The sequence below is a fragment of the Methylobacterium mesophilicum SR1.6/6 genome (assembly GCF_000364445.2).
Classification (GTDB): domain Bacteria; phylum Pseudomonadota; class Alphaproteobacteria; order Rhizobiales; family Beijerinckiaceae; genus Methylobacterium; species Methylobacterium mesophilicum_A.
Genome location: NZ_CP043538.1, coordinates 6,297,715 through 6,322,055, shown reverse-complemented (window position 1 = coordinate 6,322,055; position 24,341 = coordinate 6,297,715). Strand labels below are relative to the sequence as shown.

General features: G+C 70.6%; 21 protein-coding genes. 9 read left to right on the top strand and 12 right to left on the bottom strand.

Going from position 1 to position 24,341, the window contains the following annotated elements:
- The first annotated feature begins 102 nt into the window (after positions 1-102).
- On the top strand, positions 103-1,173 hold the full coding sequence (locus tag MMSR116_RS30150; RefSeq protein ID WP_051072203.1) for an SDR family oxidoreductase: 1,071 nt from the start codon (positions 103-105) through the stop codon (positions 1,171-1,173).
- Here MMSR116_RS30150 and MMSR116_RS30145 read toward each other — a convergent pair.
- The 5 genes from MMSR116_RS30145 to MMSR116_RS30125 form a co-directional block, all read right to left on the bottom strand.
- Positions 1,163-2,431, bottom strand: a complete 1,269-nt coding sequence (locus MMSR116_RS30145; protein ID WP_158169242.1) for an ABC transporter substrate-binding protein — start codon at positions 2,429-2,431, stop codon at positions 1,163-1,165. The genes MMSR116_RS30150 and MMSR116_RS30145 overlap by 11 nt on opposite strands.
- Positions 2,432-2,642: 211 nt before the next feature.
- Entirely contained in the window at positions 2,643-3,392 is a 750-nt protein-coding gene (locus MMSR116_RS30140) for an HAD-IA family hydrolase (RefSeq protein WP_010684620.1), read from the bottom strand.
- Positions 3,386-4,072 carry a ribulose-phosphate 3-epimerase gene (rpe, locus tag MMSR116_RS30135; RefSeq protein WP_010684619.1) on the bottom strand — a complete coding sequence of 229 codons (687 nt, stop codon included), beginning with the start codon at positions 4,070-4,072 and terminating at the stop codon, positions 3,386-3,388. Before rpe ends, MMSR116_RS30140 begins: the two co-directional genes overlap by 7 nt.
- A gap of 221 nt (positions 4,073-4,293) precedes the next feature.
- Complete coding sequence (locus tag MMSR116_RS30130) at positions 4,294-5,154, bottom strand: phosphoribulokinase (RefSeq protein ID WP_039893448.1); 861 nt, start codon at positions 5,152-5,154, stop codon at positions 4,294-4,296.
- Positions 5,155-5,177: 23 nt separating this feature from the next.
- Positions 5,178-6,233 carry a class 1 fructose-bisphosphatase gene (locus MMSR116_RS30125; protein ID WP_010684617.1) on the bottom strand — a complete coding sequence of 352 codons (1,056 nt, stop codon included), beginning with the start codon at positions 6,231-6,233 and terminating at the stop codon, positions 5,178-5,180.
- A gap of 194 nt (positions 6,234-6,427) precedes the next feature.
- Between MMSR116_RS30125 and MMSR116_RS30120 the strand changes: the two genes are divergently transcribed.
- Together MMSR116_RS30120 and MMSR116_RS30115 are read left to right on the top strand one after the other, a co-directional pair.
- A complete protein-coding gene (locus MMSR116_RS30120) occupies positions 6,428-7,375 on the top strand; it encodes a LysR family transcriptional regulator (RefSeq protein WP_010684616.1) in 948 nt (315 codons plus the stop codon).
- Entirely contained in the window at positions 7,372-8,613 is a 1,242-nt protein-coding gene (locus MMSR116_RS30115) for an NAD(P)/FAD-dependent oxidoreductase (RefSeq protein WP_010684615.1), read from the top strand. The genes MMSR116_RS30120 and MMSR116_RS30115 overlap by 4 nt, the downstream gene beginning before the upstream one ends.
- A 6-nt stretch (positions 8,614-8,619) precedes the next feature.
- On the opposite strand, the gene MMSR116_RS30110 is transcribed toward MMSR116_RS30115, so the two are convergent.
- The 3 genes from MMSR116_RS30110 to MMSR116_RS30100 form a co-directional block, all read right to left on the bottom strand.
- Complete coding sequence (locus MMSR116_RS30110) at positions 8,620-9,861, bottom strand: MFS transporter (RefSeq protein ID WP_010684614.1); 1,242 nt, start codon at positions 9,859-9,861, stop codon at positions 8,620-8,622.
- An 84-nt stretch (positions 9,862-9,945) separates the two neighbouring features.
- Positions 9,946-10,851 (bottom strand): amino acid ABC transporter substrate-binding protein, encoded by a 906-nt coding sequence (locus tag MMSR116_RS30105; protein WP_010684613.1) that lies wholly within the window; start codon positions 10,849-10,851, stop codon positions 9,946-9,948.
- A gap of 115 nt (positions 10,852-10,966) precedes the next feature.
- On the bottom strand, positions 10,967-11,611 hold the full coding sequence (locus MMSR116_RS30100; RefSeq protein WP_010684612.1) for a glutathione S-transferase family protein: 645 nt from the start codon (positions 11,609-11,611) through the stop codon (positions 10,967-10,969).
- Positions 11,612-11,796: 185 nt separating this feature from the next.
- Here MMSR116_RS30100 and MMSR116_RS30095 point away from each other — a divergent pair, with 185 nt between their 5' ends.
- The 4 genes from MMSR116_RS30095 (at position 11,797) to MMSR116_RS30080 (ending at position 16,335) form a co-directional block, all read left to right on the top strand.
- Positions 11,797-12,177 (top strand): response regulator, encoded by a 381-nt coding sequence (locus tag MMSR116_RS30095; RefSeq protein WP_010684611.1) that lies wholly within the window; start codon positions 11,797-11,799, stop codon positions 12,175-12,177.
- 81 nt (positions 12,178-12,258) lie between these two features.
- Positions 12,259-14,232, top strand: coding sequence for an AI-2E family transporter (locus tag MMSR116_RS30090; protein ID WP_010684610.1), 1,974 nt, complete (start codon positions 12,259-12,261; stop codon positions 14,230-14,232).
- A gap of 153 nt (positions 14,233-14,385) precedes the next feature.
- A complete protein-coding gene (locus MMSR116_RS30085; RefSeq protein ID WP_010684609.1) occupies positions 14,386-16,002 on the top strand; it encodes a hybrid sensor histidine kinase/response regulator in 1,617 nt (538 codons plus the stop codon).
- 18 nt (positions 16,003-16,020) lie between these two features.
- On the top strand, positions 16,021-16,335 hold the full coding sequence (locus tag MMSR116_RS30080) for a hypothetical protein (protein WP_010684608.1): 315 nt from the start codon (positions 16,021-16,023) through the stop codon (positions 16,333-16,335).
- 17 nt (positions 16,336-16,352) lie between these two features.
- On the opposite strand, the gene MMSR116_RS30075 is transcribed toward MMSR116_RS30080, so the two are convergent.
- From MMSR116_RS30075 to ydiJ, 4 genes are all read right to left on the bottom strand, one after another.
- Complete coding sequence (locus MMSR116_RS30075) at positions 16,353-16,682, bottom strand: type II toxin-antitoxin system PemK/MazF family toxin (RefSeq protein ID WP_010684607.1); 330 nt, start codon at positions 16,680-16,682, stop codon at positions 16,353-16,355.
- Positions 16,675-16,917, bottom strand: a complete 243-nt coding sequence (locus MMSR116_RS30070) for a hypothetical protein (RefSeq protein ID WP_010684606.1) — start codon at positions 16,915-16,917, stop codon at positions 16,675-16,677. Before MMSR116_RS30070 ends, MMSR116_RS30075 begins: the two co-directional genes overlap by 8 nt.
- 420 nt (positions 16,918-17,337) lie before the next feature.
- The gene (locus tag MMSR116_RS30060) at positions 17,338-18,228 is read right to left on the bottom strand and encodes a ketopantoate reductase family protein (protein WP_010684605.1); all 891 of its coding nucleotides are present in this window, start codon (positions 18,226-18,228) and stop codon (positions 17,338-17,340) included.
- Positions 18,229-18,239: 11 nt separating this feature from the next.
- On the bottom strand, positions 18,240-21,329 hold the full coding sequence (gene ydiJ, locus MMSR116_RS30055) for a D-2-hydroxyglutarate dehydrogenase YdiJ (protein ID WP_010684604.1): 3,090 nt from the start codon (positions 21,327-21,329) through the stop codon (positions 18,240-18,242).
- Between the two features lie 199 nt (positions 21,330-21,528).
- Between ydiJ and MMSR116_RS30050 the strand changes: the two genes are divergently transcribed.
- A complete protein-coding gene (locus MMSR116_RS30050) occupies positions 21,529-21,867 on the top strand; it encodes a hypothetical protein (RefSeq protein WP_010684603.1) in 339 nt (112 codons plus the stop codon).
- A gap of 136 nt (positions 21,868-22,003) precedes the next feature.
- Entirely contained in the window at positions 22,004-24,325 is a 2,322-nt protein-coding gene (rnr, locus tag MMSR116_RS30045; protein ID WP_010684602.1) for a ribonuclease R, read from the top strand.
- Positions 24,326-24,341 lie beyond the last annotated feature (16 nt).

The window sequence follows — 24,341 nt, the reverse complement described above, 5'->3', positions numbered from 1 at the left end:
GGCGAAGCAACGCGCCCGCTCACGGCGTTGGTGATCGGCGGCAGCGGAAAGATTGCCGCGTCCGGGCGTTGCCGCAGGGATTCTCTCTCAACCGGATGCCCGATGCCGAGCCGGAACGGACGCAACACGGTCATGGTGGCGGGCGCGAGCGCGGGCGTCGGCCGCGCGGTGGCGCATGAATTCGCCCGGCACGGCTGGAACGTCGGGCTCATCGCGCGGGGCGAGGTGGGGCTCCGGGGCACGATCCGCGACGTGGAGCGGGCCGGCGGCCGGGCCATGGCCTTCGCGGCCGACGTCGCCGACGCGGAGGCCGTCGCCCAGGCCGCCGACGAACTGGCGGAGCGGTTCGGCAGCATCGACGTCTGGGTCAACAACGCGATGGTGACGATCTACGCGCCGGTGCAGGAGACGAGCCCGGGCGAGTTCCGGCGCGCCACCGAGGTCACCTATCTCGGGCAGGTGCACGGCACGCTCGCGGCGCTCCGCCACATGGTCCCCCGGGACCGGGGCACGATCGTCCATATCGGTTCGGCGCTGGCGTACCGGTCGATCCCGCTCCAGGCCAGCTACTGCGCCGCCAAGGCGGCCGTGCGCGGCTTCGTCGATTCCCTGCGCAGCGAGCTGCTCCACGACGGCAGCCGGGTCCGGCTGACGATGGTGCAGCTGCCGGCCGTGAACACGCCGCAGTTCGACTGGGCGCGCTCGCGGCTGCCGCGGAGGCTCGAGCCGGTGCCGCCGATCTACCAGCCCGAGGCCATCGCCCGCCACGTGTTCCGCGCGGCGCACGACGCACCGCGGGAACTCTGGATCGGCGCCTCGGCCTGGAAGGCCATCGTCGGAAACATGCTGATCCCGGGCTGGATCGACGGCTACCTCGCCCGGCACGGCTATCGCGGGGAGATGACCAGCGTGCAGGCTCAGAAGAACCGCCCCGACAATCTCTACGATCCGGTCGACACCGATCCCGGGGCGCATGGGCGCTTCGACGGCCGGGCGACCGGGCATGTGGCGGCCGCCGACCCGCGCTGGCTGAAGCTCGGGCTCGCCGCGGCACTGGGCGTGGTGGCCGGCACGATGCTGTTCGCCACCGAGGCGCACGGGCAGACCGACGGGCGGCGCCGCGGCAGGCGTGCCGCGTCCGAGGCCATCGGTCCGGATGCAGCTACTCGATGACCTCGTCGGCCCTGGCGAGGAGCGCGGGCGGAACCTCCAGCTCAAGCGCCTTCGCGGCCACGAGGTTGATGATCATCTCGTACCGCGTCGGCAATTGAACCGGCAGCCCCGCCGGATCAGCGCCTTTCAGGATTGCGTTCACGTAGGTGGCCGCACGCTGAAGCTGGCTCGGGGCATTGACGCCGTAAGAGAGAAGGCCGCCGCTACGGGCGAAATAGGCGTCTCCGTAAACACCCGGGAGCTTGTAGCGGCTGGCGAGGCCCGTGATGAGGCTTCGGCTGCCCAGGGTCAGCGCGTGCGGTGCAACCACGACGGCATTTCCGTTCCCCGCCTCGGCGAAGCCGGTCATCAGGGTCTCGATCTCCGGTACGGTGCGGACCGGAATCCCGGTCAGCTCGAAGCCCAGACGGGGCGCCGACTCCTGCGCGGAGTGCCAGAACTCGACATGGGGCGACGCGGCCGGGTGGTACATGAAACCTACCCGCCGTGAGCCAGGGCTCACCGCCTTGAGCACCTCAAGCCACTTGCTGCCCATCGGCTGCTCGAAATTCGCGAAGCCGGTGAGGTTGCGTCCGGGTCGATTGATGGAGGCGGCATAGCGGCTCCCGACCGGATCCCCGATGAAGACGAACACGATCGGAATCGATCGGGTCTCCTGCATCGCGATCGTGACGACCTGATTGGTCCCCGCCACGATGACGTCCGGCTTGAGGGCGATCAACTCGCGAACGAAGGTGCGTGCCCGGTCCGCGTCGATCCCGGGCCACCGGTAATCGATCCGGATGGCGTGACCGTCCTCAAGACCGAGCTTCTGCAGACCTTCGGTGAAAGCCTGTACACACAGAAGCGTCTGCTGATCTTGCTCCGGAAATCCAAGTATAACGCCGATGCGCCGCTGTTCGGCTCCCGCCCAGGACCGGCGCGGCCATGTCGCGGCGGCCGCGGTCAAGAGACCCAGGAGCGCGCGCCGCCTCATCCTCAGCCCCTTCAGCCGATGCGGTTCAGATCCCACCTTAATGCAGTTCACCCGTCCCAGATTGCAACAAGGATCCGCAAAGACCAATAACCGATCGACATCAGCCTTTGGCCTAGCCGGCCGGCTGGCGATACCTTGAAAGCTGACGGCGTGGAAGGTCAGCCCAACTTCATCGCCGGGTAGATCGGTCGGACAACCTCGCCGACCGCGCGGAATCGGATATGCGGCTCCGGCCGGCCAGGAAACCTCCGACCGCGAAATCGAACGGCCTGTGCGTTTCAACGCCCCGTATCGAGGGGTGCTTCGAAAGCAGGGCCTCGCCGAGCGGGACGATGTCCCACCTGCCGCGTCGTGCTGCGGGATCCCAGGACCGGGAGAACGGGCGAGCCCCGGGTCGGCAAGCTGAACGAGACGCCGTAAGGGCTGCGGCAGCGACCGGACTGCCAAGCACCCGATCCGGATCGCCTGAAAGAACCCGCGCATGGGCGGAGCGTCAGCGACGTCCCGCGTGCCAATCCTGCAAGGCGGCCACCGTCACCACCCCGCCCGGCCATTCCAGCCCGGCGATATGCCGATGCGGTTGCCCCGGTTCGCCGAGATCCGAGACCGCCGAGAAAGCGCCGTCGAGCTGGTGGCTGTCGGTGTAGCGGCTGCGGGTCGCCAGGACCGGCAGGCCGGCGGCGCGGGCCGAGTCGATGCCGGCAGCGGAATCCTCGACGGCCACGGCCTCCCCGGGGGCGACGTTCAGGCCGGCGAGCGCCAGGAGAAACACGTCCGGCGCGGGCTTCTTGCGTTCCGCCTCGTCGCCGGCCGCGATCACGTCGAACGGGGTGGCGCCCGGCGGGAAATTCACCGCCAGGAGCTGATCGACGTTCGGCCGGCTGGTGGTGGTGGCCACGGCCAGGAGGATTCCCGCCTCCCGCGCCTCGGCGATCAGCCGCGCGATGCCGGGCCGCAGCGGCAGCCGGGTCTCCTTTACGAGGTCGCCGTAGGCTGCGGTCTTGCGGGTGTGGATCTCCGGCGCCAGAGCATGGAACGCCGCGGCCTCCGCCGCGTGCCGCGTGTCGATGTAGTGGGCGAGCCGCTCCTTGCCGCCCATGACGGTGAGCAGGTCGGCGTAGAGCGCCGGGTCCCAGTGCCACGGCAGGCCGACCTCCGCGAAGGCACGGTTGAACGCCTGCCGGTGTAGGTCCTCGGTCTCGGCGAGGGTGCCGTCGACGTCGAAGATCAGGGCCCTCAGCACGACAGGTCGCGACCGGAGGCGCCCTCCGCGCCGTCCCGGATCGCCGCGATGCGCGCGGCGTAGCCGTCCGGGCCGCTGCTGAAGACGGCGTTGCCGGCCACGAAGGTATCGGCGCCCGCCCGGCTCGCGGCCTTGACGGTCTCGGGGTCGATACCGCCGTCGACCTGGATGCGAATGTCCCGGCCGGCCACCATGGCCCGCACCCGGGCCACCGACTCCATGGCGCCCTTGATGAAGCTCTGCCCGCCGAAGCCGGGATTGACCGTCATCACCAGCACGAGGTCGACGAGGTCGAGCACCGGCTCGACCATGGCGGCCGGCGTGCCCGGATTGATCGCCACGCCGGCGCGCTTGCCGAGGTCGCGGATCGTCTGGAGCGAGCGGTGGATGTGCGGCCCGGCCTCGGCATGGACCGTGATCCCGTCGGCACCGGCCTGGGCGAAGGCCGCGAGGTACGGATCGGCCGGGGCGATCATCAGGTGCACGTCGAAGAACTTTTCCGTGTGCGGGCGCAGGGCCTTCACCACTGGCGGCCCGAAGGTGATGTTGGGCACGAAGTGGCCGTCCATCACGTCGAGGTGGATCCAGTCGGCGCCCGCCGCGTCCACGGCGCGCGTTTCCTCGGCGAGCTTCGAGAAGTCGGCGGACAGGATGGACGGGGCGATGACGGGAGGAAGCATCACAGGTCTTTCAGCAGCAGCGGGCTCTGATCACGGTCGGCCGGGGCCGGTGCAACTCTGGCCCTCATCCTGAGGTGCCGCGGGGCAGCCTCGAAGGAGGCCTCCAGGGCTCGCAGGCTGGCCGGAGGGCTCCTTCGAGGCCTCCGCTGCGCTCCGGCACCTCAGGATGAGGGTCTGATTGGGATCAACGTTTCGGATGGCGCGACGGTGCGTCTTCTCCCTTACGCCAGCCGGCGGCGGCGCTCGACGAGCTGCATGATCATCGGCGTCAGGATCAGCTGCATGGCGAGGTCGAGCTTGCCGCCCGGGATCACGATGGAATTGGCCCGGCTCATGAAGCTGTCGTGGATCATGGAGACGAGATACGAGAAGTCGATCCCCTTCGGATCCTTGAAGCGGATCACCACCATCGATTCGTCGGCGGTGGGTATCCAGCGGGCGATGAACGGGTTCGAGGTGTCGACCGTCGGCACCCGCTGGAAGTTGATATCGGTGAACGAGAATTGCGGGCAGATGGTCTGCACGTAGTCGGGCATGCGCCGCAGGATCACGTCGGTGACAGCATCCGTGGAGTAGCCGCGGAACGAGCGGTCCCGGTGCAGCTTCTGGATCCATTCGAGGTTGATCACCGGCACGACGCCGATCTTCAGGTCGGCGTAGCGGGCTATGTCGACGTCCTGATCGGCCACGCAGCCGTGCAGGCCCTCGTAGAAGAGCAGATCGGAATCCGGCGGGAAGGCCTCCCAATCCGAGAAACTGCCCTCCGGGATGCCGTACAGGCGGGCGTCGTGCTGATCGTGGGCATAGTGACGGGTACGGCCGGTACCGGACTCGGCGTAGCTGCGGAACACCGCCTCCAGCTCCGGCAGGAGATTGGCCCGCGGCGCGAAGTGCGACAGGGTCGGCTCCCGCGCCATCATGCCCCGCATCGTGTCCCGGTCGAAGGCGTGGAAGCCGTCGCCCTCGATGAACACCGCCCGCACATCCTCCCGGCGGAAGATCTGCTCGAAGGTGTTGCGCACCGAGGTGGTCCCGGCCCCCGAGGAGCCGGTAACCGAGATGATGGGGTGCCGCGCCGACATGGTTTGACGACTTCGCCGAGCGGCTACGAGCGCATCAAGCCGCGCTGGCCGAACAGCGGCGAGCGGCCGGCATCGGGCTTGCCGCCGCCGTAATAGGCGGCGACGCAGCTCACCTCCTCGGTGGAGCCGCAGACCAGCGGCGCGCGCTCGTGGATGCCGGTGGCCACCAGGTCGAGGATGCGCGTCTGGCCGTCGGTAGCGGCGCCGCCGGCCTGCTCAACCAGCATCGCCACGGGGGCGACCTCGTAGAGCAGCCGCAGGCGGCCGCGGGCGTAGTTCTTCCGGGCGTCGCCCGGGTACAGGAACACGCCGCCACGGGTGAGCACGCGCTGGATGTCGGCCACCAGGGAGGCGAGCCAGCGCATGTTGTAGTCCTTGTCGCGCGGGCCTTCGGTGCCGCGCTGGCAATCCTCGATGTAGGCCTTCACCGGAGCGTCCCAGTGCCGGGCGTTCGAGGCGTTGATGGCGAATTCCTTGGCGGAGGCCGGCACCGACATGGCCGGGCTCGTCAGGCGGAACTGCCCCTCCGCGCGGTCCAGCACGTAGGATTGCGTGCCGTCGCCGAGCGTCAGGATCAGCGCGGTGGCCGGGCCGTAGGTCACGAATCCGGCGGCGATCTGTGCCGAGCCGGGCGTCGTGAACGAGGCGAGCGGGTTAGCGGGATCCTTGATCGACGGCCGGATGCCGAAGATCATGCCCACCGCCATGTTGACGCCGATGTTGGACGAGCCGTCGAGCGGGTCGATGGCGACGGCGAGCGGCGCATCCGGGTTCAGCCGCATCACCTCCTCGGCCTCCTCGGAGGCGACTTCGGCGACGGGGGCGGCGCGCAGGGCGGCGGTCACGCTCTCGTGCGCGATGACGTCGAGCGCCTTCTGGACGTCGCCGTCACTGTTGTGCTCGCCGGCCGCCGCGAGGTCGCCGCTGAGCGCGCCGCGCCCGATCCGCTCGCTGATCTCCACCGCCGAGCGCGCCACCGCCGCGATCACCGTGGCGGCGTCCTTCAGGGCCGGGTTGGCCGACACGGCCTGCGCCAGGCAGGCCTCGAGGGGTGTCCCGATCGCCGCTGAAATTGCCATCGGCCTACTCCTCCTGCTCGGATCCCGTCCGCCGGGATCGCGCGTTCCGCGCGGGTTCTGTAACGGCCGCATCCCTGCCAAGATAGCGGTCTCTGCCCGCAGATCGACAGGAACTCGTGGCGGGGCCTTCAAGATTTCTGTGCGATCTTGTGCCATAGGACGAAAAAAACGAGACCTCCGCCGAGAAACTCGCCATGCGCAACCTCTCCCTCAAGCAGCTCCAGGCGGTCGCTGCGGTGGCCCGCCTCGGCACCATGACCCGGGCGGCGCAGGAGCTGAACGTCACCTCGGCCGCCCTCTACGCGCGCATCCGCCAGCTGGAGGAGGAGGCCGGGCTCCTGCTGTTCGACCGGACGCCCGGGGGCCTCAAGCCGACCGATGCGGGCCGCGAGATGCTCTGGGCGATCGACAGCATCAACACCGTGCTGGAGACCTGCACGGACCGGCTGCGCACCCTGCGCGGGGCCGAGGGCGGGCGCGTCGCTCTGGGCGTCGTCTCCACCGCCAAGTACTTCGCCCCGCAGGTGATCGCCGGCTTCGTCAAGAAGCATCCCGGCGTCGAGATCAGCCTGTCGGTGCGCAACCGCGGCCAGACCGTCGAGGCCCTGCGCGGCTACGAGATCGACTTCGCCCTGATGGGCCGGCCGCCCCGGGACTTCCCGATCGAGGCCGCGACCTTCGGGCCGCACCCGATCGTGCTGATCGCCCCCCCGGGGCACCCGCTGGCGGGCAAGTCCGGGCTGAATCGCGAGGATCTCGCCGACCAGCCGTTCTTCCTGCGCGAGGAGGGCTCGGGCACCCGCATGGTGTTCGAGGAATTCATGGCCGGCGTGCTGGTGAAGCGGGCGCCGCTCGACATCGACACCGGCTCGAACGAGACCATCAAGCAGGCGGTCATGGCCGGGCTCGGGATCGCGCTGCTCTCGGTCCATTCGGTGGCGGCCGAGCTGGAGAGCGGCCGTCTCGTGCTCCTCGACGTGAAGGGCCTGCCGATCCGGCGCGACTGGTACGCGGTCCGGCGCGCCGACAAGGTGCTCGGGCCGGCCGCCTCCGCGGTCTGGTCGTACCTGATGTCGGAGGGCGCGCGCAGCCTGCCCGGCGTCGCGCAGAGCGGGCTGGCCCTCGCGGGAGCCCGGGCGTGAGCACGACCGGCATCGTCGTCGCGGGCGCGGGCCAGGCAGGCTTCCAGCTCGCCGCCTCCCTCCGCGAGGGCGGATTCAGGGAGCCGATCACCCTGGTGGGCGACGAAACCGCCCTCCCCTACCAGCGGCCGCCCCTGTCGAAGGCCTACCTCGCCGGCAAGACCGATCCGGAGGGGCTGCTCCTGCGCCCGCCCGGCTTCTTCGCCGAGCACGCGATCGACCATCGGCCGGGCATCCGGGCCGTCGCCATCGACCGGGCGGAGCGCGGCCTCGAGCTCTCGGACGGCACGCGCCTGAGCTACGACCATCTCGTACTGGCCACCGGCGCCCGCAACCGGCCCCTGCCCGTCTCCGGCGCGGACCTCGACGGCGTGCGCCAGCTGCGCGGCCTCGCCGATGCCGACGCGCTCAAGGCGGCGATCGAGGCCGCCCGGGCGATCGTGGTGGTGGGCGCCGGCTTCATCGGGCTCGAATTCGCGGCCGTCGCCGCCGCGCGCGGGCTCTGCGTGACGGTGATCGAGGCGGCCGAACGGCCGATGGCCCGGGCGGTCTCGGCCGAGATGGGGGACTTCTTCCGCGCCGCCCAGGCAGCGATGGGCGTGCGCTTCCTCTTCGGAGCGGGCGTGACGGCGATCCTCGGGCGCGACGGTCGCGTCGCCGGCGTGGCCCTCGCGGACGGGCGGGAATTGCCGGCCGATCTCGTGCTCGTCGGGATCGGCGTTCTTCCGAACCGGGAGCTCGCGGTCGCGGCGGGCCTGCCGGCCGAGGACGGGGTGCGGGTCGACGCGTTCCTCGCCACGCCCGATCCGGCGATCTCGGCGATCGGCGACTGCGCCCGCTTCCCCAGCCCCTTCGCCCGCGGGCTCACGCCGGACGGCACGGTGCGCATTGAATCCGTGCAGAACGCCATCGACCAGGGACGCTGCCTCGCGGCCCGGCTCACGGGCAGGCCCGCGGCCTACGGCGCGCTGCCCTGGTTCTGGAGCGACCAGGGCCCGCACAAGCTGCAGATCGCCGGGCTGTCGGGCCCTGGCGACGCCAGCGTGGTCCGCGGCTCCGGTTCCGCCTTCTCGGTGTTCCGCTTCCGGGACGGGCGCCTGAGCGCGGTCGAATCCGTCGACCGGGCGGGCGACCACATGATCGCCCGGCGCCTGCTCGCCGCCGGGACGCCGCTCACGCCCGAACAGGCGGCCGATCCCGGCTTCGACCTCAAGGCGCTGGCGCTGCGGAAGGCCTGAGGCCGCTCAGCCCGGGAACGCCACCGGTGGCGGCTTCTGCCGCAGGGCGAGGGCGGTGCCGATGCCGAGCGCCAGGATGGTCACGGCGCATCCGGCGAGCGCCCCGAACTGGCCGAGCCGGAGGAGCGCCTGCCCGATCACCGCGACGCCGAGCGCCTGCCCGCAGAAGAACGAGAAGGCGTGGAGCGCCACCGCGGAGGCGCGGGCGGTGGGCGCAACCTCGGTGACCTGGGTCTGGTAGGTGTTGTGCAGCATGTAGAAGCCGAGGCCCATGGCGGTGAGTGCGGCGCAGTCGACCTGCCAGGAGCCGGCGAGGCCGACCACCGTGAGCGACGCGCCGCAGATCAGGCCGCCGCCGATCAGCATCCGCGGCAGGCCGAGCAGCCGCACCAGCAGCCCGACCAGCGCCGAGTAGAGCAGGCCGCCGACGGCGAACCCCGCCAGCACGAGGCCGGCCTCCCGCGGACCGCCCTCGCCCCTGGCCTCGATCAGCGGCGCGAGGTGCGGGAATACGCCGAAGATCGCGATCGCCTCGATGAACACCGCCGAGAACAGCACCCGCGCCCGGGGATTGCGCAGGATCGTGCGGTAGCGCGTCACCGCCTCGCCGAAGGCCGGGCGGCGGGCGGCGGCCCGGCCGGTCCGGTCGAAGCCGAACACGGTGGCCGCGCAGGCGAAGGCCGCCACGGCGGCGGTCACCGCGAAGACCCCGCGCCAGCCGATCGCCGCCTCGATCAGGCCCGCGAAGGTCGAGCCGGACAGCTGGCCGAGGATCACCGCCACGAGGAACCGCCCGATCGCCACTTGCCGGCTCTCCATCGGCACGCGGTCGCCGAGCAGGGCCAGCGACAGGGGGATGCAGCCCCCCGCCGCAGCGCCCGCCAGCATGCGCAGGCCGAACAGGCTGCCGATGTCGGGGGCGATGCTGCACAGGGTGAGGGCGACGGCGAGCACCGCGAGGCAGGTGCTCATCACCCGCTCCTTCCCGAGGGCGTCGCCGATCGGGCCGAGCACCGGCTGGATGAACGCGTAGGGCAGCGCGAAGGCCGTGGAGAGGAGCGCCACCGTGTGGGCGTCGCTCGCGAGGTCGCGGGCGAGAACGCCCACCAGAGGCTCGACCGAGCGCAGCGCGAAGGTGCTGCCGAAGCCCGCGCAGGCCAGCACCACGATCAGCCGCGGGATCGACGTGGCCGGGGGCGCGGCCCGGGCCGCGGCAGGCGTGAGAGCCGGCTCTGTGCTGTCGGTCATGGGGAGACGCTTCGCGACGCGGACCAAATCAGACCCGCGGCATCGCATCTCCCTTGCCGGAGCGGAACCCCGCCGCGCGACAGATCAGTGCGCGTAGAACGCAGGATCAGAATTGTCGCTCGGGTGCGCGAAGGCCCAGCGCAGGGCGGAGGACAGCGGCACGTTGTAGGTCAGGCCGCGCGGCGGCACCGGCTTCAGGAACCAGCGGTCGTAGAGCGTCATGATCTCGGGGCTCCGGTAGAGCTCGGCCGTCGCCCGGTCGACGACGGCCTTGAAGGCCGGATCGTCCCTGCGCAGCATGATCCCGTAGGGCTCCGGGTTGGACAGCGTCTCGTCGCTGACCACGTAGGCGGAGGGCTCCTTGGACTGCGCGGCCACGACGCTGAGCTGCACGTCGTCCATCACGAAGGCCGCGGCCCGGCCGGTCTCCACGAGCAGGAACGCCTCCGGCACGTCCTTGGCGGCGATCACCGTGATGCCGAGCTTCCGCTCGTTGTTGGCCTTGATCAGCATCAGGATGTTGGTCGAGCCCGCCACCGACGAGACGGTCTTGCCACGCAGGTCATCCAGGCTGGCGATGTTCTGGTCCTTCCGGGACACGAAGCGGGTCGCCGTCAGGAAATGCGTGTTGGTAAAGTCCACCTGCTTCTTGCGGTCGGCGTTGTTGGTCGTCGTCCCACATTCGAGGTCGATCGTGCCGTTGGTCATCAGCGGGATGCGGGAGGAGGAATTGACGAACTCCATCCCGATCTCCAGGCCCGGCATCTGCAACTCGCGTTTCACGGCGTCGGCGATCTTCAGGCAGATATCGACCGCGAAGCCGACCACCTTCTGGTTCTGATCCAGGTAGCTGAACGGGGTTGCGGTATCGCGCACGCCGAGGACCAGCCTGTTGTTGTCGCGGATCTTCCTGAGTGTGCCGGTGCGTTCGGCCGACTCGGCGGGAGCACCGAGGAGAAGCGCGGCGAGAAGGGGAGCGAGCAGACGCATGGGCTTGGGTGTTCCGGTCGCGCTGTGGAGGCCCACGGTGAGTCCGGCGCCTGGGAGCCCGACCGCGCGCCGGATCGGGCTCCCGGGGATCGCCTCAGCAAGAGTCCGGCCGCAATCAGGCCGATGCGGCCGCCTCGTGCGCCGCCGCCAGTTCCGCATCCGCGGCCGCGACCTTCAGGGATGCCGGCCGCGCCCGGATCCGCTCGACATAGGCGTTCAGCACCGGATGGGGCGCGACCAGTCCGAAACCCATGGTCCAGCCGAGGGCGCCCCCCCACAGGATGTCGGCGGCGCTGAAGCGCTCGCCGAGGAGGTACGGCCCCGGGGTCAGCGCCTCGGTGACGCGGGCGATGACGCTGTCGTAATCGGCGTAGGCCGACATGGCGCGCGGGCCCGGCTCCCGCTTGAGGTAGCGGTCGATCACCGCGGGCTCGTAGCAGGAGCCGTAGAACACCATCCAGCGCAGGTAGGTCGCGCGGGCGGGATCGGTCGCCGCCGGGGCGAGGCCCGCCTCCGGGAAGAGGTCGGCGAGATAGAGGTAGACGGCCGCCTGTTCGGTGACCAGAGCCTCGCCGTTGCGGATCGCCGGCACCTTCGCCATCGGGTTGATGGCCCGGTACGCGTCCTGGAGATGCTCGCCCGCGCGCATGTTGAGGGCGTGCAGCCGGTACGGCACACCCAACTCCTCGAGGAGCACACGCACTCCGGAAGAGCGCGTATTGGGTGCGTGATAGAACTCGATCTCGGGTTTGTTCGCCATACTGTCCCTGCCAGTATTGTGGAATCGCGGCGCGGCACGCTCTTACCGGGGGAAGTCCGGGTCAACCCGGGTCGCGACCGGAACATCACACGGACCGGAATCGCGGCTTGAGCGTTGGGCCATTGTGCGATGCCGCGCGTTGGGGTGCCTGCTGGCGCGACGCGGGCCGGGGGTGCGAGTGTTCGATGGCGAAGATTCTGCTGGTCGAGGATCACGAAGAGATCTGGGATTTCCTCTCCCGTCGCCTGAAGCGGCGCGGCTACGAGGTGATCCTGGCGCATGACGGCGAGGCCGGCGTCCGGCAGGCCCGGTCCGGCCAGCCGGACGTGATCCTGCTCGACATGAACCTCCCGGTCCTCGACGGCTGGTCTGTCGCGCGCGCGCTGAAATCCGGCACCGACACGCGGGCGATCCCGATCATCGCCCTCACCGCCCACGCGATGTCGGGCGACCGGGACAAGGCGATTCAGGCCGGCTGCGACGACTATCATCCGAAGCCCGTCGATTTCTCGAAGCTCCTCAGCCAGATCAGCGCCGCCCTCGGCGAGACCGCGCAGGCCGGCTGACATGGCACCGGATCGGCGCGCCGTCCTCCCCCAGGCCGCGCATGCGGTCGACACCCGATCCGATCCGAGTGGAGCATCCCGTTGAGCGAGGATCCCGTCACCGCCCAGCGCCTGCGGGAAGGCCTACCGGTCATCGTCGCGCTGGCCTCGCTCCTCCTCGTCGTGGCGACGATGGCGGCGCTCTATCTCGGCCGTGAGATCCTCGTGCCGGTGACGCTGGCGATCCTGCTCAGCTTCGTCCTCGTGCCGGCGGTCCGGATGCTGCGGCGCCTGCGGGTGCCGCGGGCGCCCGCGGTGCTCCTGGTGGTGGTGATCGTGTTCGGCGCCCTGTTCGGCATCGGCAGCCTGATCGCCAGCGAGGCATCCCAGCTCGCCGCCGACCTGCCGCGCTACACGCTGGTGATGCGGACCAAGATCAAGGACCTGCGCGGGGCGACGGCTGGCACCGGAACGCTCTCGCGGATCGCCGACATGGTGCAGGACCTGAGCGCCACCCTTCAGCCGCCGCCGGCCGCCGAGATCAAGGGCGAGCCCGGCTCGCCCACGCACCCGATCACCGTGGAACTCACCCCCGTCCGCGCCAGCGTGATCGACACGCTGCAGACCTTCGCGGGCCCCGTGCTCCACCCGTTGGCCACGACCGGCCTGATCCTGATCTTCACGATCTTCATCCTGCTCCAGCGCGAGGATCTGCGGAACCGGGCGATCAAGCTCGCCGGCGGCTCGGGCGACCTGCGCCGCACCACGGCGGCGATCGACGATGCCACGAGCCGGCTGAGCCGGTTCTTCCTGGCGCAGCTCGCCCTCAACATCGCCTTCGGCGTGGTGATCGGCTTCGGGCTCTGGATCATCGGCGTGCCGAGCCCGACGCTGTTCGGCGTGCTCGCCGCGATCCTGCGCTTCGTGCCCTATATCGGCGCCGCGATCAGCGCGCTGCTGCCGCTGATCCTCGCCGCCGCGGTCGATCCCGGCTGGAGCATGGTGATCGCCACCGCGGCCCTGTTCCTGGTGGTCGAGCCGATCTGCGGCCACGTGATCGAGCCGCTGCTCTACGGCCACTCGACCGGCCTCTCGCCGGTCGCCGTCATCCTGGCGGCGACGATCTGGACCTTCCTGTGGGGCCCGATCGGCCTCGTGCTGGCGACCCCCCTCACCGTCTGCCTCGTGGTGCTCGGACGGCACGTGCAGAGGCTCTGGTACCTCGACGTGCTGCTCGGCGACCAGCCCGCCCTGTCGCCCCCGGAGATCTTCTACCAGCGCATGCTCGCCGGCGATCCCGTGGAGGCGATCGACCAGGGCTGGCAGTTCCTGAAGGAGCGGGCCCTCGTCACCTACTACGACGAGGTCGCCCTGGCGGGCCTGCTGCTCGCGCAGGAGGATCTCTCGCGCGGGACGCTCGACCGCGAACGCCAGGCGGAGGTCGGCACAGCGATCCGTACGGTGGTGGATCGTCTGGGCACCGCCCCGGTCGCGCGGCGGCCCCGGCGGGGATCCGGACGCGGTCCCGACACCGAGACCGCCGCCGCGCTGGCTGCCGTCGGGCCTGACCGGCAGGTGGCGGGCATCGTGCTGTCGCGCGAGGATCTCGCCCCCGGCTGGCGCAGCGAGACACCGGTCCTGTGCGTGTCGAGCCGCGGCCCCTTCGACGAGGCGGCGACGCTGATGCTGAGCCAGATCTTGGCACGGCACGGGCTCGCCTCGCAGATCCTGTCGATGGCGGCGATCCGCGCCGGCGAGCGGCCCGAGAACCCCGAGGGTCTCGCGCTGATCTGCTTCTCCTACCTGGAGCCGGTAAGTCTGTCGCAGATCCGCTTCACGGTCCGGCAGGCCCGCGCCGCGGTGCCGGGGGTGCGCATCCTCGTCGGCTTCTGGCGCGAGCGCGATCCGGCGACACTCGATCGCCTGCGACGGGCGACCTCGGCCGACTTCCTGGTGACGTCGCTCAACGAGGCGCTCTCGGCGGTCCTGGGTGCCTGCCGCGAGACGGCACCCGCGCGGACCAGCCCGGCACCGGCCGCCGCGCTTCCCGGCCCGGCACGGACGGCGGCGGCGTGACGTCTCCGCGGCGCCCCGGCGCTCCCCACAGGCGCGACACCACCGACGGGACCGGGCGGTCGACATCGCGTCTCGGACCACTAGAGTCGCGCGCCGAGCTGAAGCGGCGCCGCATCGACCGCCTGCACGGCCTCAGGGTGAAGACCGCCTCGCATGTCTGAAACACCCGAAACCCCACCGGTCGGCGCAGGTCCGCAAGTCAGGGACAGCGCACCGAGCGATGTGACCGATCGCAAGAGCGACATCTTCTTCGCCGCTGTCGAGACCACGCGGATGCCGATGATCGTCACCGATCCGCGGCAGCCCGACAACCCGATCATCTTCGCCAACCGGGCGTTCCTGGCGATGACCGGCTATACGCCCGAGGAGCTGATCGGCCGCAATTGCCGCTTCCTGCAGGGTCCTGACACCGACCGGTCGACGGTGACACAGGTTCGCTCGGCGATCGCCGAGAAGCGGGAATTCGCTACCGAGATCCTGAATTACCGCAAGAACGGCTCGACTTTCTGGAACGCCCTGTTCGTCTCGCCGGTCTACAACGCCGACGGCGAGCTCGTGTACTATTTCGGCTCGCAGCTCGACGTCTCCCGGCGCCGCGACGCCGAGGAGGCGCTGGGCCAGGCCCAGAAGATGGAGGCGCTCGGCCAACTCACCGGCGGCATCGCGCACGATTTCAACAACCTGCTGCAGGTGATCGTCGGCTACGTCGACATCCTGGCCGCCGGCCTGGAGAAGCCCGACGCCGACCGGGCCCGGCTCGGCCGTGCCACCGAGAACATCCGGCAGGCGGCCGAGCGTGCCACGACCCTGACGCAGCAGCTCCTGGCCTTCGCGCGCAAGCAGCGCCTGGAGGGACGCGCCGTCAACCTGAACACCCTGGTTGAGGGCATGGGCGAGATGGTCGCCCGCTCCGTGGGCGAGGCCGTGAAGATCGAGCTCGACCTCGCCGCGGACCTCTGGAACTGCCGGGTCGATCCGACCCAGGCCGAGGTCGCCATCCTCAACGTGCTGATCAACGCCCGGGACGCGATGCCGGACGGCGGCACGGTGCGGATCACCACGGAGAACAGCGAGATCGCCGCGAGCGGCGAGGTCGGCCCGCTGCGCGACGGCCGCTACGTCAGCATCGCCATCCGGGACTCCGGCACCGGCATCCCGCCGGCGGTGCTCGCCCGGGTGATGGACCCGTTCTTCACGACCAAGGAAGAGGGCAAGGGCACCGGCCTCGGCCTGTCGATGGTCTACGGCTTCGCCAAGCAGTCGGGCGGCGCGGCGCAGATCGAGTCCGCGGTCGGCGAGGGCACGACGGTGCGCCTGTCCTTCCCGGCGACGGACGGTGACGTGAACGCCCCCGCCAAGGTCTCGCTCCGGGCCGTGGACCGGCAGGGCACCGAGACCATCCTGATCGTCGACGACCGCGAGGACGTGGCGGAACTCGCCCGGACCATCCTGCGGGACTTCGGCTACACGACGCTGACCGCGGGCAACGCCCGCGAGGCCCTGGAGATCTTGGATTCCAGCGGGCGGGTCGACCTGCTGTTCACCGACCTGATCATGCCGGGGGGGATGAACGGCGTGCTGCTCGCCCGCGAAGCGCTCCGCCGCCAGCCGCGGCTCAAGGTTCTGCTGGCAACCGGCTACGCGGAGGCGAGCCTGGAGCGAACCGATATCGGCGGCTCGGAGTTTGATCTGCTCAACAAGCCCTACCGGCGCACGGAGCTGGTCCGCCGCGTGCGCACCCTCCTCGACGGGCCGACCGGCGTGGGCTGATCTCACGGGAGACGGGCGATGTCTCAGGGCGACAAATCGAAATACACCGACAAGCAGAAACGCAAGGCTGAGCACATCGCAGAGTCCTACGAAGCCCGCGGCGTGCCGGAGAAGGAAGCCGAGGCCCGCGCCTGGGCCACCGTCAACAAGGACGATGGCGGCGGCAAGAAGCCGGGCGGCTCGGGCCGGGGCAAGGCCACCGGACATCCGGCAGCCCACAAGGGCGGCGCGACCGGGGGCAAGGCGTCCGCGGGACGGACCGCGGCCGAGCGCTCCGCCTCGGCCAAGAAGGCCGCCGCAACCCGGAAGGCGAACGCCGCGGCGCGGGCGTGAACGGCTGGGATGATGGTTTAAAGGTCCAGGAAGAATGCGATCGCGGCACTCACATCCCGCAGGACGACGTCTTCCAGGGCACCGATTGTCTGATTGATCTTCGTCGTCGGTACCGTGACGATCTTGTCGATCTGCACTTGGCTGTCGACCGTCAACCCGTTTCTCGTCGTAGGCTTCACATCCACGCGCAGCATCGATGCATGCGCGACGAGTTCCGTGGTAATCAGGCATACCGTCACGCTGTCGAGACCGGCGAACGCGCTGTTCTGTAGGATTACCCACGGCCGTGGCTTGCCGGTGTAAGCGCCTTTGGTCGCCAGAATGACGATGTCGCCGCGATCAAGCATCGTCCAGGTCCTGCACGTCCTCGATCAGCGCGAGGCTCTCTGCTGCATCCGGAGCGGCGGTCACGACGCGGGATTGTCGGGCCGCCTCGCGTCTCAGACTGTCGCGGACATACTGCTGCATGAGTTGCCGCAGGACATCGCTGGTGGTGGTGTGCTCGCGTTGCACAGCTTCGGTGAACGCGGTTCTCAGACGACTATCCGTCCTGACTTGAATGACGGTGCTGTCGCGTCCCATCGCCGCCTCCTGTGCACGACCGCGGTGTACGACAGGCCGCGAGCGCAGCAAAATCGAAGACACAAGCAGCGGGAGCCAAAAAGGGCATCGGGTTTGGGACGAAGGCAGCGGCAGGAAGCCAGCTGGCCCGGGCGGCGGCAAGTCTGCTGGGCCGTCGGTCGCGTCGTCTGGGGCAAGGCGTCCGCGGGGCGCACGGCGGCCGAGCGCTCAGCCTCGGCCAGGAAGGCCGCAGCGACCCGGAAGGCGAGCGCCGCGGCGCGGGCGTGAGCCGGATCGACGAGCAAAGGCTGGACCGCCCCGTTTTTGCGAGCAGAGCGAAGCAACCCAGGAGCGCCACGGTCGCCGACGTCGTGCTGTCCTGGGTCGCTTCGCTGCGCTCGCGATGACGGTCCGCGCCATCGGAAGCGACTCACGGCGACCTTAGCCCTTCTGCTCGACCAGCTTGACCAGCGTGTGCAGCATCCGGTTGGCCGGCGTCGGGATGCCGAGCGCCGCGCCCTTGCGCACGACATAGCCGTTGAGATGATCGATCTCGCTGGGCCGACCGCGGGCGAGGTCCTGGGCGGTGGACGAGCGCTGGTCGGCCATGGCCGTGCTCAGCGCCATGACGCTGTCGAAGATGTCGGGCGCCACCGAGACGCCCGCGGCTTCGGCGACGGTGACGCATTCCTGCACCACGTCGGTCATGGCGGCGACGACGCCCTCGCCCTGGACCAGCCGGCCGTAAGGCAGCTGCGTCAGGGCCGAGAGGGCGTTGTAGGCGCAGTTCATGATGAGCTTGCCCCACAGCGCGTCCAGGGCGCGCCCCGAGACGGTCGTGGGGGCACCGGCCGCGGTCAGGGCGGCGGCGATCCGGTCGCTCGCCTCGGAGGCGCCCAGGATCAGGTCGCCCCGGCCGTTGTGCCGGACGCGGCCCGGCCCGGCCATGGCGGTGGCGACGTAGACCGCCACGGGTACGACCGCCCGACCCAGGAGATCGGCGAGGCGCTCAGCGTTGTCGACGCCGTTCTGGAGGCTCAGGATCGTCGCGGACGGCTCGAGATGCGCCGCGATCATCGCACCCGCCGCTTCGGTGTCGCCGGACTTCACGCAGACCAGCACGAGGTCGGCTCCGGCGACCCCGTCACCATCCACGGTCGCCCGTACGGGTACGGCGGCCGTTTTCTCCGAACCTTCGAGCACGAGGCCGTCCGCGCGCACGGCCTCGACGAGGGCCGGTCGGCCGATCAGCGTCACCGCGTGGCCGGCGCGCGCCAGGAGGAATCCATAATAGCAGCCGACCGCGCCGGCCCCCACGACAGCGACGTTCATTCCGCCCTCGCTCATCGCGCCGCGGCCGCCGCCTGCTCGGGATGAAACGGCGCCGCACCCTGGCTGCCGGTGCGGACATGATCGAGGAGGGCCTGGGCCGGATGGCGCAGGCGCACACCGTCGACGAGCTTCGCTTGGCAGCGGCAGGAATAGCCGTCCGCCAGCAGAACGCAGCCCGGCGCCTCGGCCACGTGCCGCGCCCAGCTCAGGCCGTAGATCGCCTCCGACGTCGGCCGGTGGCGTGTCTCGTGGCCATAGGTGCCGGCCATCCCGCAGCAGCCGGCCGCCGGCACCTCGAGCCGCAACCCGAGATGGGCGAACAGGGCCTGCCAGTCGCGGACCGCGCCCGGCGCGTTGGTGCGCTCGGTGCAGTGGGGCAGGAGACGCAGGGTGCCGCCACGCTGGCGCGGCGCGATCCGGTCAAGCTGCGTAGCGAGCCACTCCTGCAGAAGGTGGACCTTCGGCAGGTCGAAGTCGCCGCCCAGGGCCTGCGCGTATTCGGACCGGTAGGTCAGCGTCATCGACGGGTCGATCCCGACCAGCGGCACGCCCTGGCGCGCCAGATCCCGCAACATCGCGGCGTTGGACCGGGCGACGGCGGCGAAGCGGCCCAGGAATCCGTGCACATGCAGCGGCTTGCCGTTCGGCCGATAGGGCACGAGCCAGGGCTTGAAGCCGAGGGCGATCAGGAGGGCGCAAGCATCGGCCACGACCTCGGCGTCGAAGTGGCTGGTGAAGGCGTCCTGCACCACCAGAACCGCGTTCTCCCGCGCCCGCGGGTCGAGCCCGGCCAGCGCCTGCGGGGTCGCGACGGCGACGCCGAGAGACGCCAGACGGACCTTGAGGGATACGGGCGACAGGCCCGGGATCCCGACCAATCCGGCCTTGGCCAGCAGCAGGCGCGCGACCGGGTTGGTCAGGAGCGCGTTGCTCAGCCGCGGCGCCCTGCCGGCGAGCGGCAGGAGCGGCTCCAGCGCGGCCACGAGGTGATCCTTCAGGGGCCGGGCATAGCGCGTGTGGTAGAGCGCCAGGAACTTCGCCCGGAATGTCGGCACATCGACCTTGATCGGGCAGGAGCCCGTGCAGGACTTGCAGGCGAGGCAGCCGTCCATCGCCTCCTTGACGGCGTGGGAGAAGTCCTCGGCCCCGGACCGCCGGCGGAAGCCGCTCCGCAGCGTCGCCGCCACCTCCCGCACCCATCCGGCGCGCTGCCGCGCCAGCTCCGCGGCCGGATCGATGCCGGATTCCGCCGCGCGGCGCAGCCACTCGCGCATCAGCGAGGCGCGACCCTTGGGCGAGTGTCTGCGCTCCCGCGTCGCCTTCCAGGACGGGCACATGGCCTCGTCGGCGTCGAAGCTGAAGCAGGCGCCGTTGCCGTTGCAGTGGAGCGCTTCGTCGAAATCCTGGCGGACCGGCGCCGGGATCGTCCGGTCCTGCTCCCCGCGGCGCGGCACCCCATCGATACGGGTCAGCCCCGTCCCCTTCGCTGAGGCGATCTTGCCCGGGTTCATGCGGTCGCCCGGGTCGAAGGCGCGCTTGATCGCCTCGAGGGCCGGCATCAGCGGCCCGAACGTCTCCGGCACGAACTCCGATCGAAAGCCCTTGCCGTGCTCGCCCCAGAGCAGGCCGCCATACTTGGCGGTGAGCGCCACGACACCCTCCGTCACCTCGCGGATCAGGCCGTTCTGCGCCGGGTCCTTCAAGTCGATGGCCGGCCGGACGTGCAGCACGCCGGCATCGACGTGGCCGAACATGCCGTAACGCAGGCCCTCGCCATCGAGGAGCGCCCGGAACTCGGCGATGAAGTCGGCAAGCCGCTCCGGCGGCACGGCCGTATCCTCCACGAAGGGGATCGGGCGGGCGTTCCCTTTGGCGGCACCCAGCAGGCCCACCGCCTTCTTGCGCATCGTCCAGATCCGCTCGATCGCCTCGCCCCGGGCGATGGTGAAGCCGAGGCGCTTGGTGTCGGTGCCGCGCTCGGCCTCCAGCAGGCCGGTAAGCCGCCCGAGGGCAGCCTCCACGCTCGCCTCATCGTCGCCGACGAATTCTACGAGGTTGATCCCGTCCACCGGCCGCCCCGCCGGATCGTCGGGGAAGAAGGCGCGTACCTCGGCCCAGATCGGATCCTTGCGGGCGAGCGCCAGCACCGTCGAGTCGATGGTCTCCACCGAGGCGGCGCCGAACGGCAGCAGCGCCTGGGCATCGCGGAGCGCCGCGTCGAAATCGACGTAGGAGAGCGCCACCAGGACCGCGGCCTTCGGGATCGGCAGCACATTGAGCCGCGCCTCGGCGATCAGCGCCAGCGTGCCCTCCGAGCCGCAGATCACGCTCTTCAGGTCGAACCGGCCCGCCGCATCGCGCAGGTGTGCGAGGTCGTAACCCGTGAGGCAGCGGTTGAGCTTGGGGAAGCGCTCGGCGATCAGTGCCGCGTTCGTGGTGACGACCGCGTCGACGGTCCGGTGGATCTCGCCGACCCGGTCGTTGCGGCCCTTGGCGGCTTCGAGGCCGGCCGCGTCCAGCGGCTCGGCGGTCCAGACCGTGCCGTCGGTGAACACGCAGGTCAGCGCCAGGACGTGGTCGCGGGTCTTGCCGTAGAGACACGAGCCCTGCCCGCAGGCATCGGTGGAGATCATGCCGCCGAGGGTGGCGCGGTTCGAGGTGGAGAGTTCCGGCGCGAAGAACAGGCCGTGCTTGGCCAATTCCCGGTTGAGCTGATCCTTCACCACGCCCGGCTCGACCCGGGCCGTGCGATTCGCGACGTCGATCTCCAGGATGCGGTTCATGTGGCGCGAGGTGTCGACCACGAGGCCGTGGCCCAGGGACTGGCCGTTGGTGCCGGTGGCGCCGCCCCGGGGCCGGATCACGATCTCGGAAAAGCGCGGGTCGTCCAGGAGCTTGGCGATGCGCACGAGGTCGTCACGGGTGCGGGGGAAGGCCACGGCCCCCGGCTCGACCTGATAGATCGAGTTATCGGTCGCGAAGACGGTGCGGTCGGCGTCTGACAAAGTCAGGTCGCCCTCGAAACCGCGCAGGCGCAGCTCGGCGCAGGCCGCGGCGTAGAGCGGCACGGCCTCGGTATGGCGGGTCAGGACCGGGATCATTCAAGCCTTCTACACCCGGCGTATCGCGAGGGAAGATCGGCGGTTTCGGCGAGAACGTCGCGGCCACGCGAGGGACGGGCGCGCCCCGTCCTATGCCGGCTGCATGGGGCGCGGCAGGAAGGGAAACCGGAAGGAGCGCGCATCGGACAACGCTGGCATCCGGCTTGCCAAGAAGGCGGCACCTTCGGGACGGATGCCCATGAACACGAGCGTGGAACGCGTCAGGGACGCCCTGGCCGAGCTGATCAAGGCGGCCCTCATCTCCGACGACAGTCGCAGTCTCGCCTGCCGTGACGCCGGTCGCGCGAAGCTCGGGGCGCTCGCGGATGACCCGCCCGACCCGGCGAGCCTGCGCATGGACGGCGCCTGGACGCTGGCGATCCAGGAGGCGGAGACGCCCGACCTGGCACCGCAGGAAGGACAGGTGAACCTGACCCTCCCGCGCGCCTGCCCCTTCGCCCTGGAAGCCATCCTCGCGCCCGGCTTCGACGTGGACGCGGCGGTGGATCACATCCGGAAGATCGCTTCCACCGGCTGATCGCGCCTGTTGAGGACGTTCGGCCCGGCGTTGCCGCGGAGGGGCCGGATACCCATCTTAGGATCACAGGACCGGACAGCCGGTCCGACGCCCGCACCCGGGCCCTGTCTTCCGAGAACCGTCCGGCACCCACCTTTTGGCACGACGCACCACCGCCCCGGCGGACGAGCCCGCCGCTCCCCCGCCCCTCCCCACCCGTGAGCAGATCCTCGCCTTCGTCGCCGAGTCGAAGAAGCGCGTCGGCAAGCGCGAGATCGCCCAGGCTTTCGGCATCAAGGGGGCCGCCAAGATCGACCTGAAGCGTCTGCTCAAAGAGATCGAGGAGGACGGCGCCCTCGACCGGGGCCGCAGCGGCCTCGCCCCGGTGGGTCATCTGCCGCCGGTCGTGCTTGCAGACATCCGATCGCGGGACCGCCACGGTGATTTCCTGGCGGTGCCCGCAGAATGGACCGGCACGGGCAAACCGCCGGCCATCGTGCTGACCCAGGGGCGCGGCCCCCGCAAGGGCAGCCGGCCGGCGGCGGGAATTGGCGACCGGGCCCTGATCCGCGTCGCGCGCGACGCGGAGGGCGGCTACACGGGCCGGGTCGTCAAGGTCATCGGGAAGAACCGCGCCGAGATCATCGGCGTCTACCGGACCGGCGCGCAGGGCGGCCGGATCGTGCCCGTGGAGAAGCGCTCGCAGGGGCGCGAGATCCTGATCCCGCCCGGCGAGGAAGGCGAAGCCCGCGACGGCGATCTGGTCAGCGTCTCGATGGAGCGGGAGACGCGCTTCGGCCTGCCGCGGGGCCGCGTCCGGGAGCGGCTGGGTTCGCTGGGCTCCGAGAAGGCGGTGAGCCTGATCGCGCTGCACCTGCACAACATCCCGCACGTCTTCGCGGAGGCGACTCTCGCGGAGGCCGACGCCGCCAAGCCCGCCACGCTGAAGGGCCGGGAAGACTGGCGCGACCGGCCGCTCGTCACCATCGACCCGCCGGACGCCAAGGATCACGACGACGCCGTCATGGCCGAGGCCGATCACGACCCGGCCAATCCCGGCGGCTTCGTCCTCACCGTCGCCATCGCGGACGTGGCCGCCTATGTGCGCGCGGGTTCGAGCCTCGACCGCGAGGCCCTGGAGCGGGGCAATTCGGTCTACTTCCCCGACCGGGTGGTGCCGATGCTGCCCGAGCGGATCTCCAACGACCTGTGCTCGCTCCGGGAGGGCGAGGACCGGCCGGCTCTGGCCGTACGCATGGTCATCGCTGCCGACGGCGCGAAGCGCCGCCACAGCTTCCACCGGGTGATGATGCGCTCGCGGGCCAAGCTCGCCTACGCGCAGGCGCAGGCCGCCATCGAGGGGCATCCGGACGACGCGACCGGGCCGCTCCTGGAGACGGCGCTTCGCCCCCTCTGGACGGCCTACGCGGCCCTGCGTGAGGCCCGGGACCGCCGCGGCCCGCTCGCCCTGGATCTGCCCGAGCGCAAGGTCCTGCTCTCGCCCGACGGCGCCGTCGACCGGGTGATCGTACCGGAACGCCTCGACGCGCACCGGCTAATCGAGGAGTTCATGATCCAGGCGAATGTCGCCGCCGCCGAGACCTTGGAGCACGCCCGTCAGCCGCTGATCTACCGTGTTCACGACGAGCCCGCGCTGGAGAAGATGCGGGCGCTGGGCGAGGTTCTGGCTTCGGTGGGCATCAAGCTGCCCAAGGAGGGGGCGCTGCGTCCCGCCCTGTTCAACCGGATCCTCGCCATGGCGGCCGAGACCGAGCACGGCGTCTTCCTCAACGAGGTGATCCTGCGCAGCCAGGCGCAGGCGGTCTACGCCGCCGAGAATCTGGGCCATTTCGGCCTGAACCTGCGTCGCTACGCGCATTTCACGTCGCCGATCAGGCGCTATGCGGACCTGATCGTCCACCGGGCGCTGATCACCGCCTGCAGGCTCGGTACCGACGGGCTCGCGTCCGACATCTCGGCGGGGGAACTCGCGCAGATCGGCGAGCAGATCTCGGCGGCCGAGCGTCGGGCCATGGCGGCTGAGCGCGAGACCATCGACCGGCTGATCGCCCACCACCTCGCCGATCAGGTCGGGGCCACCTTCGAGGGCCAGATCGCGGGCGTGACCCGCGCCGGCCTGTTCATCAAGCTCGACGAGACCGGGGCGGACGGCTTCGTGCCGGTCTCGCAGCTCGGCGCCGACTATTTCCGCCACGAGGAGGGCCGCCACGCCCTCGTGGGCGAACGGACCGGGGAGACGTTCCGCCTCGGCGACCGGGTCGAGGTGCGCCTCGTGGAGGCCGCGCCGGTGGCCGGCGCCCTGCGCTTCGAGCTGCTCAGCGAGGGCCGGAGCCGCTCCGGCGCGCGGAAGGCCGGCCCGGGCAAGAAGCCCGGCGGACGTCCGTTCAAGGCCGCGCCGCCCGGTCGCCCGTCCGGCATCCGCAACACCGGGTCGCGCCATCGCGGCTCGCGCCGCTGATCCGGGCGGTGTAGAG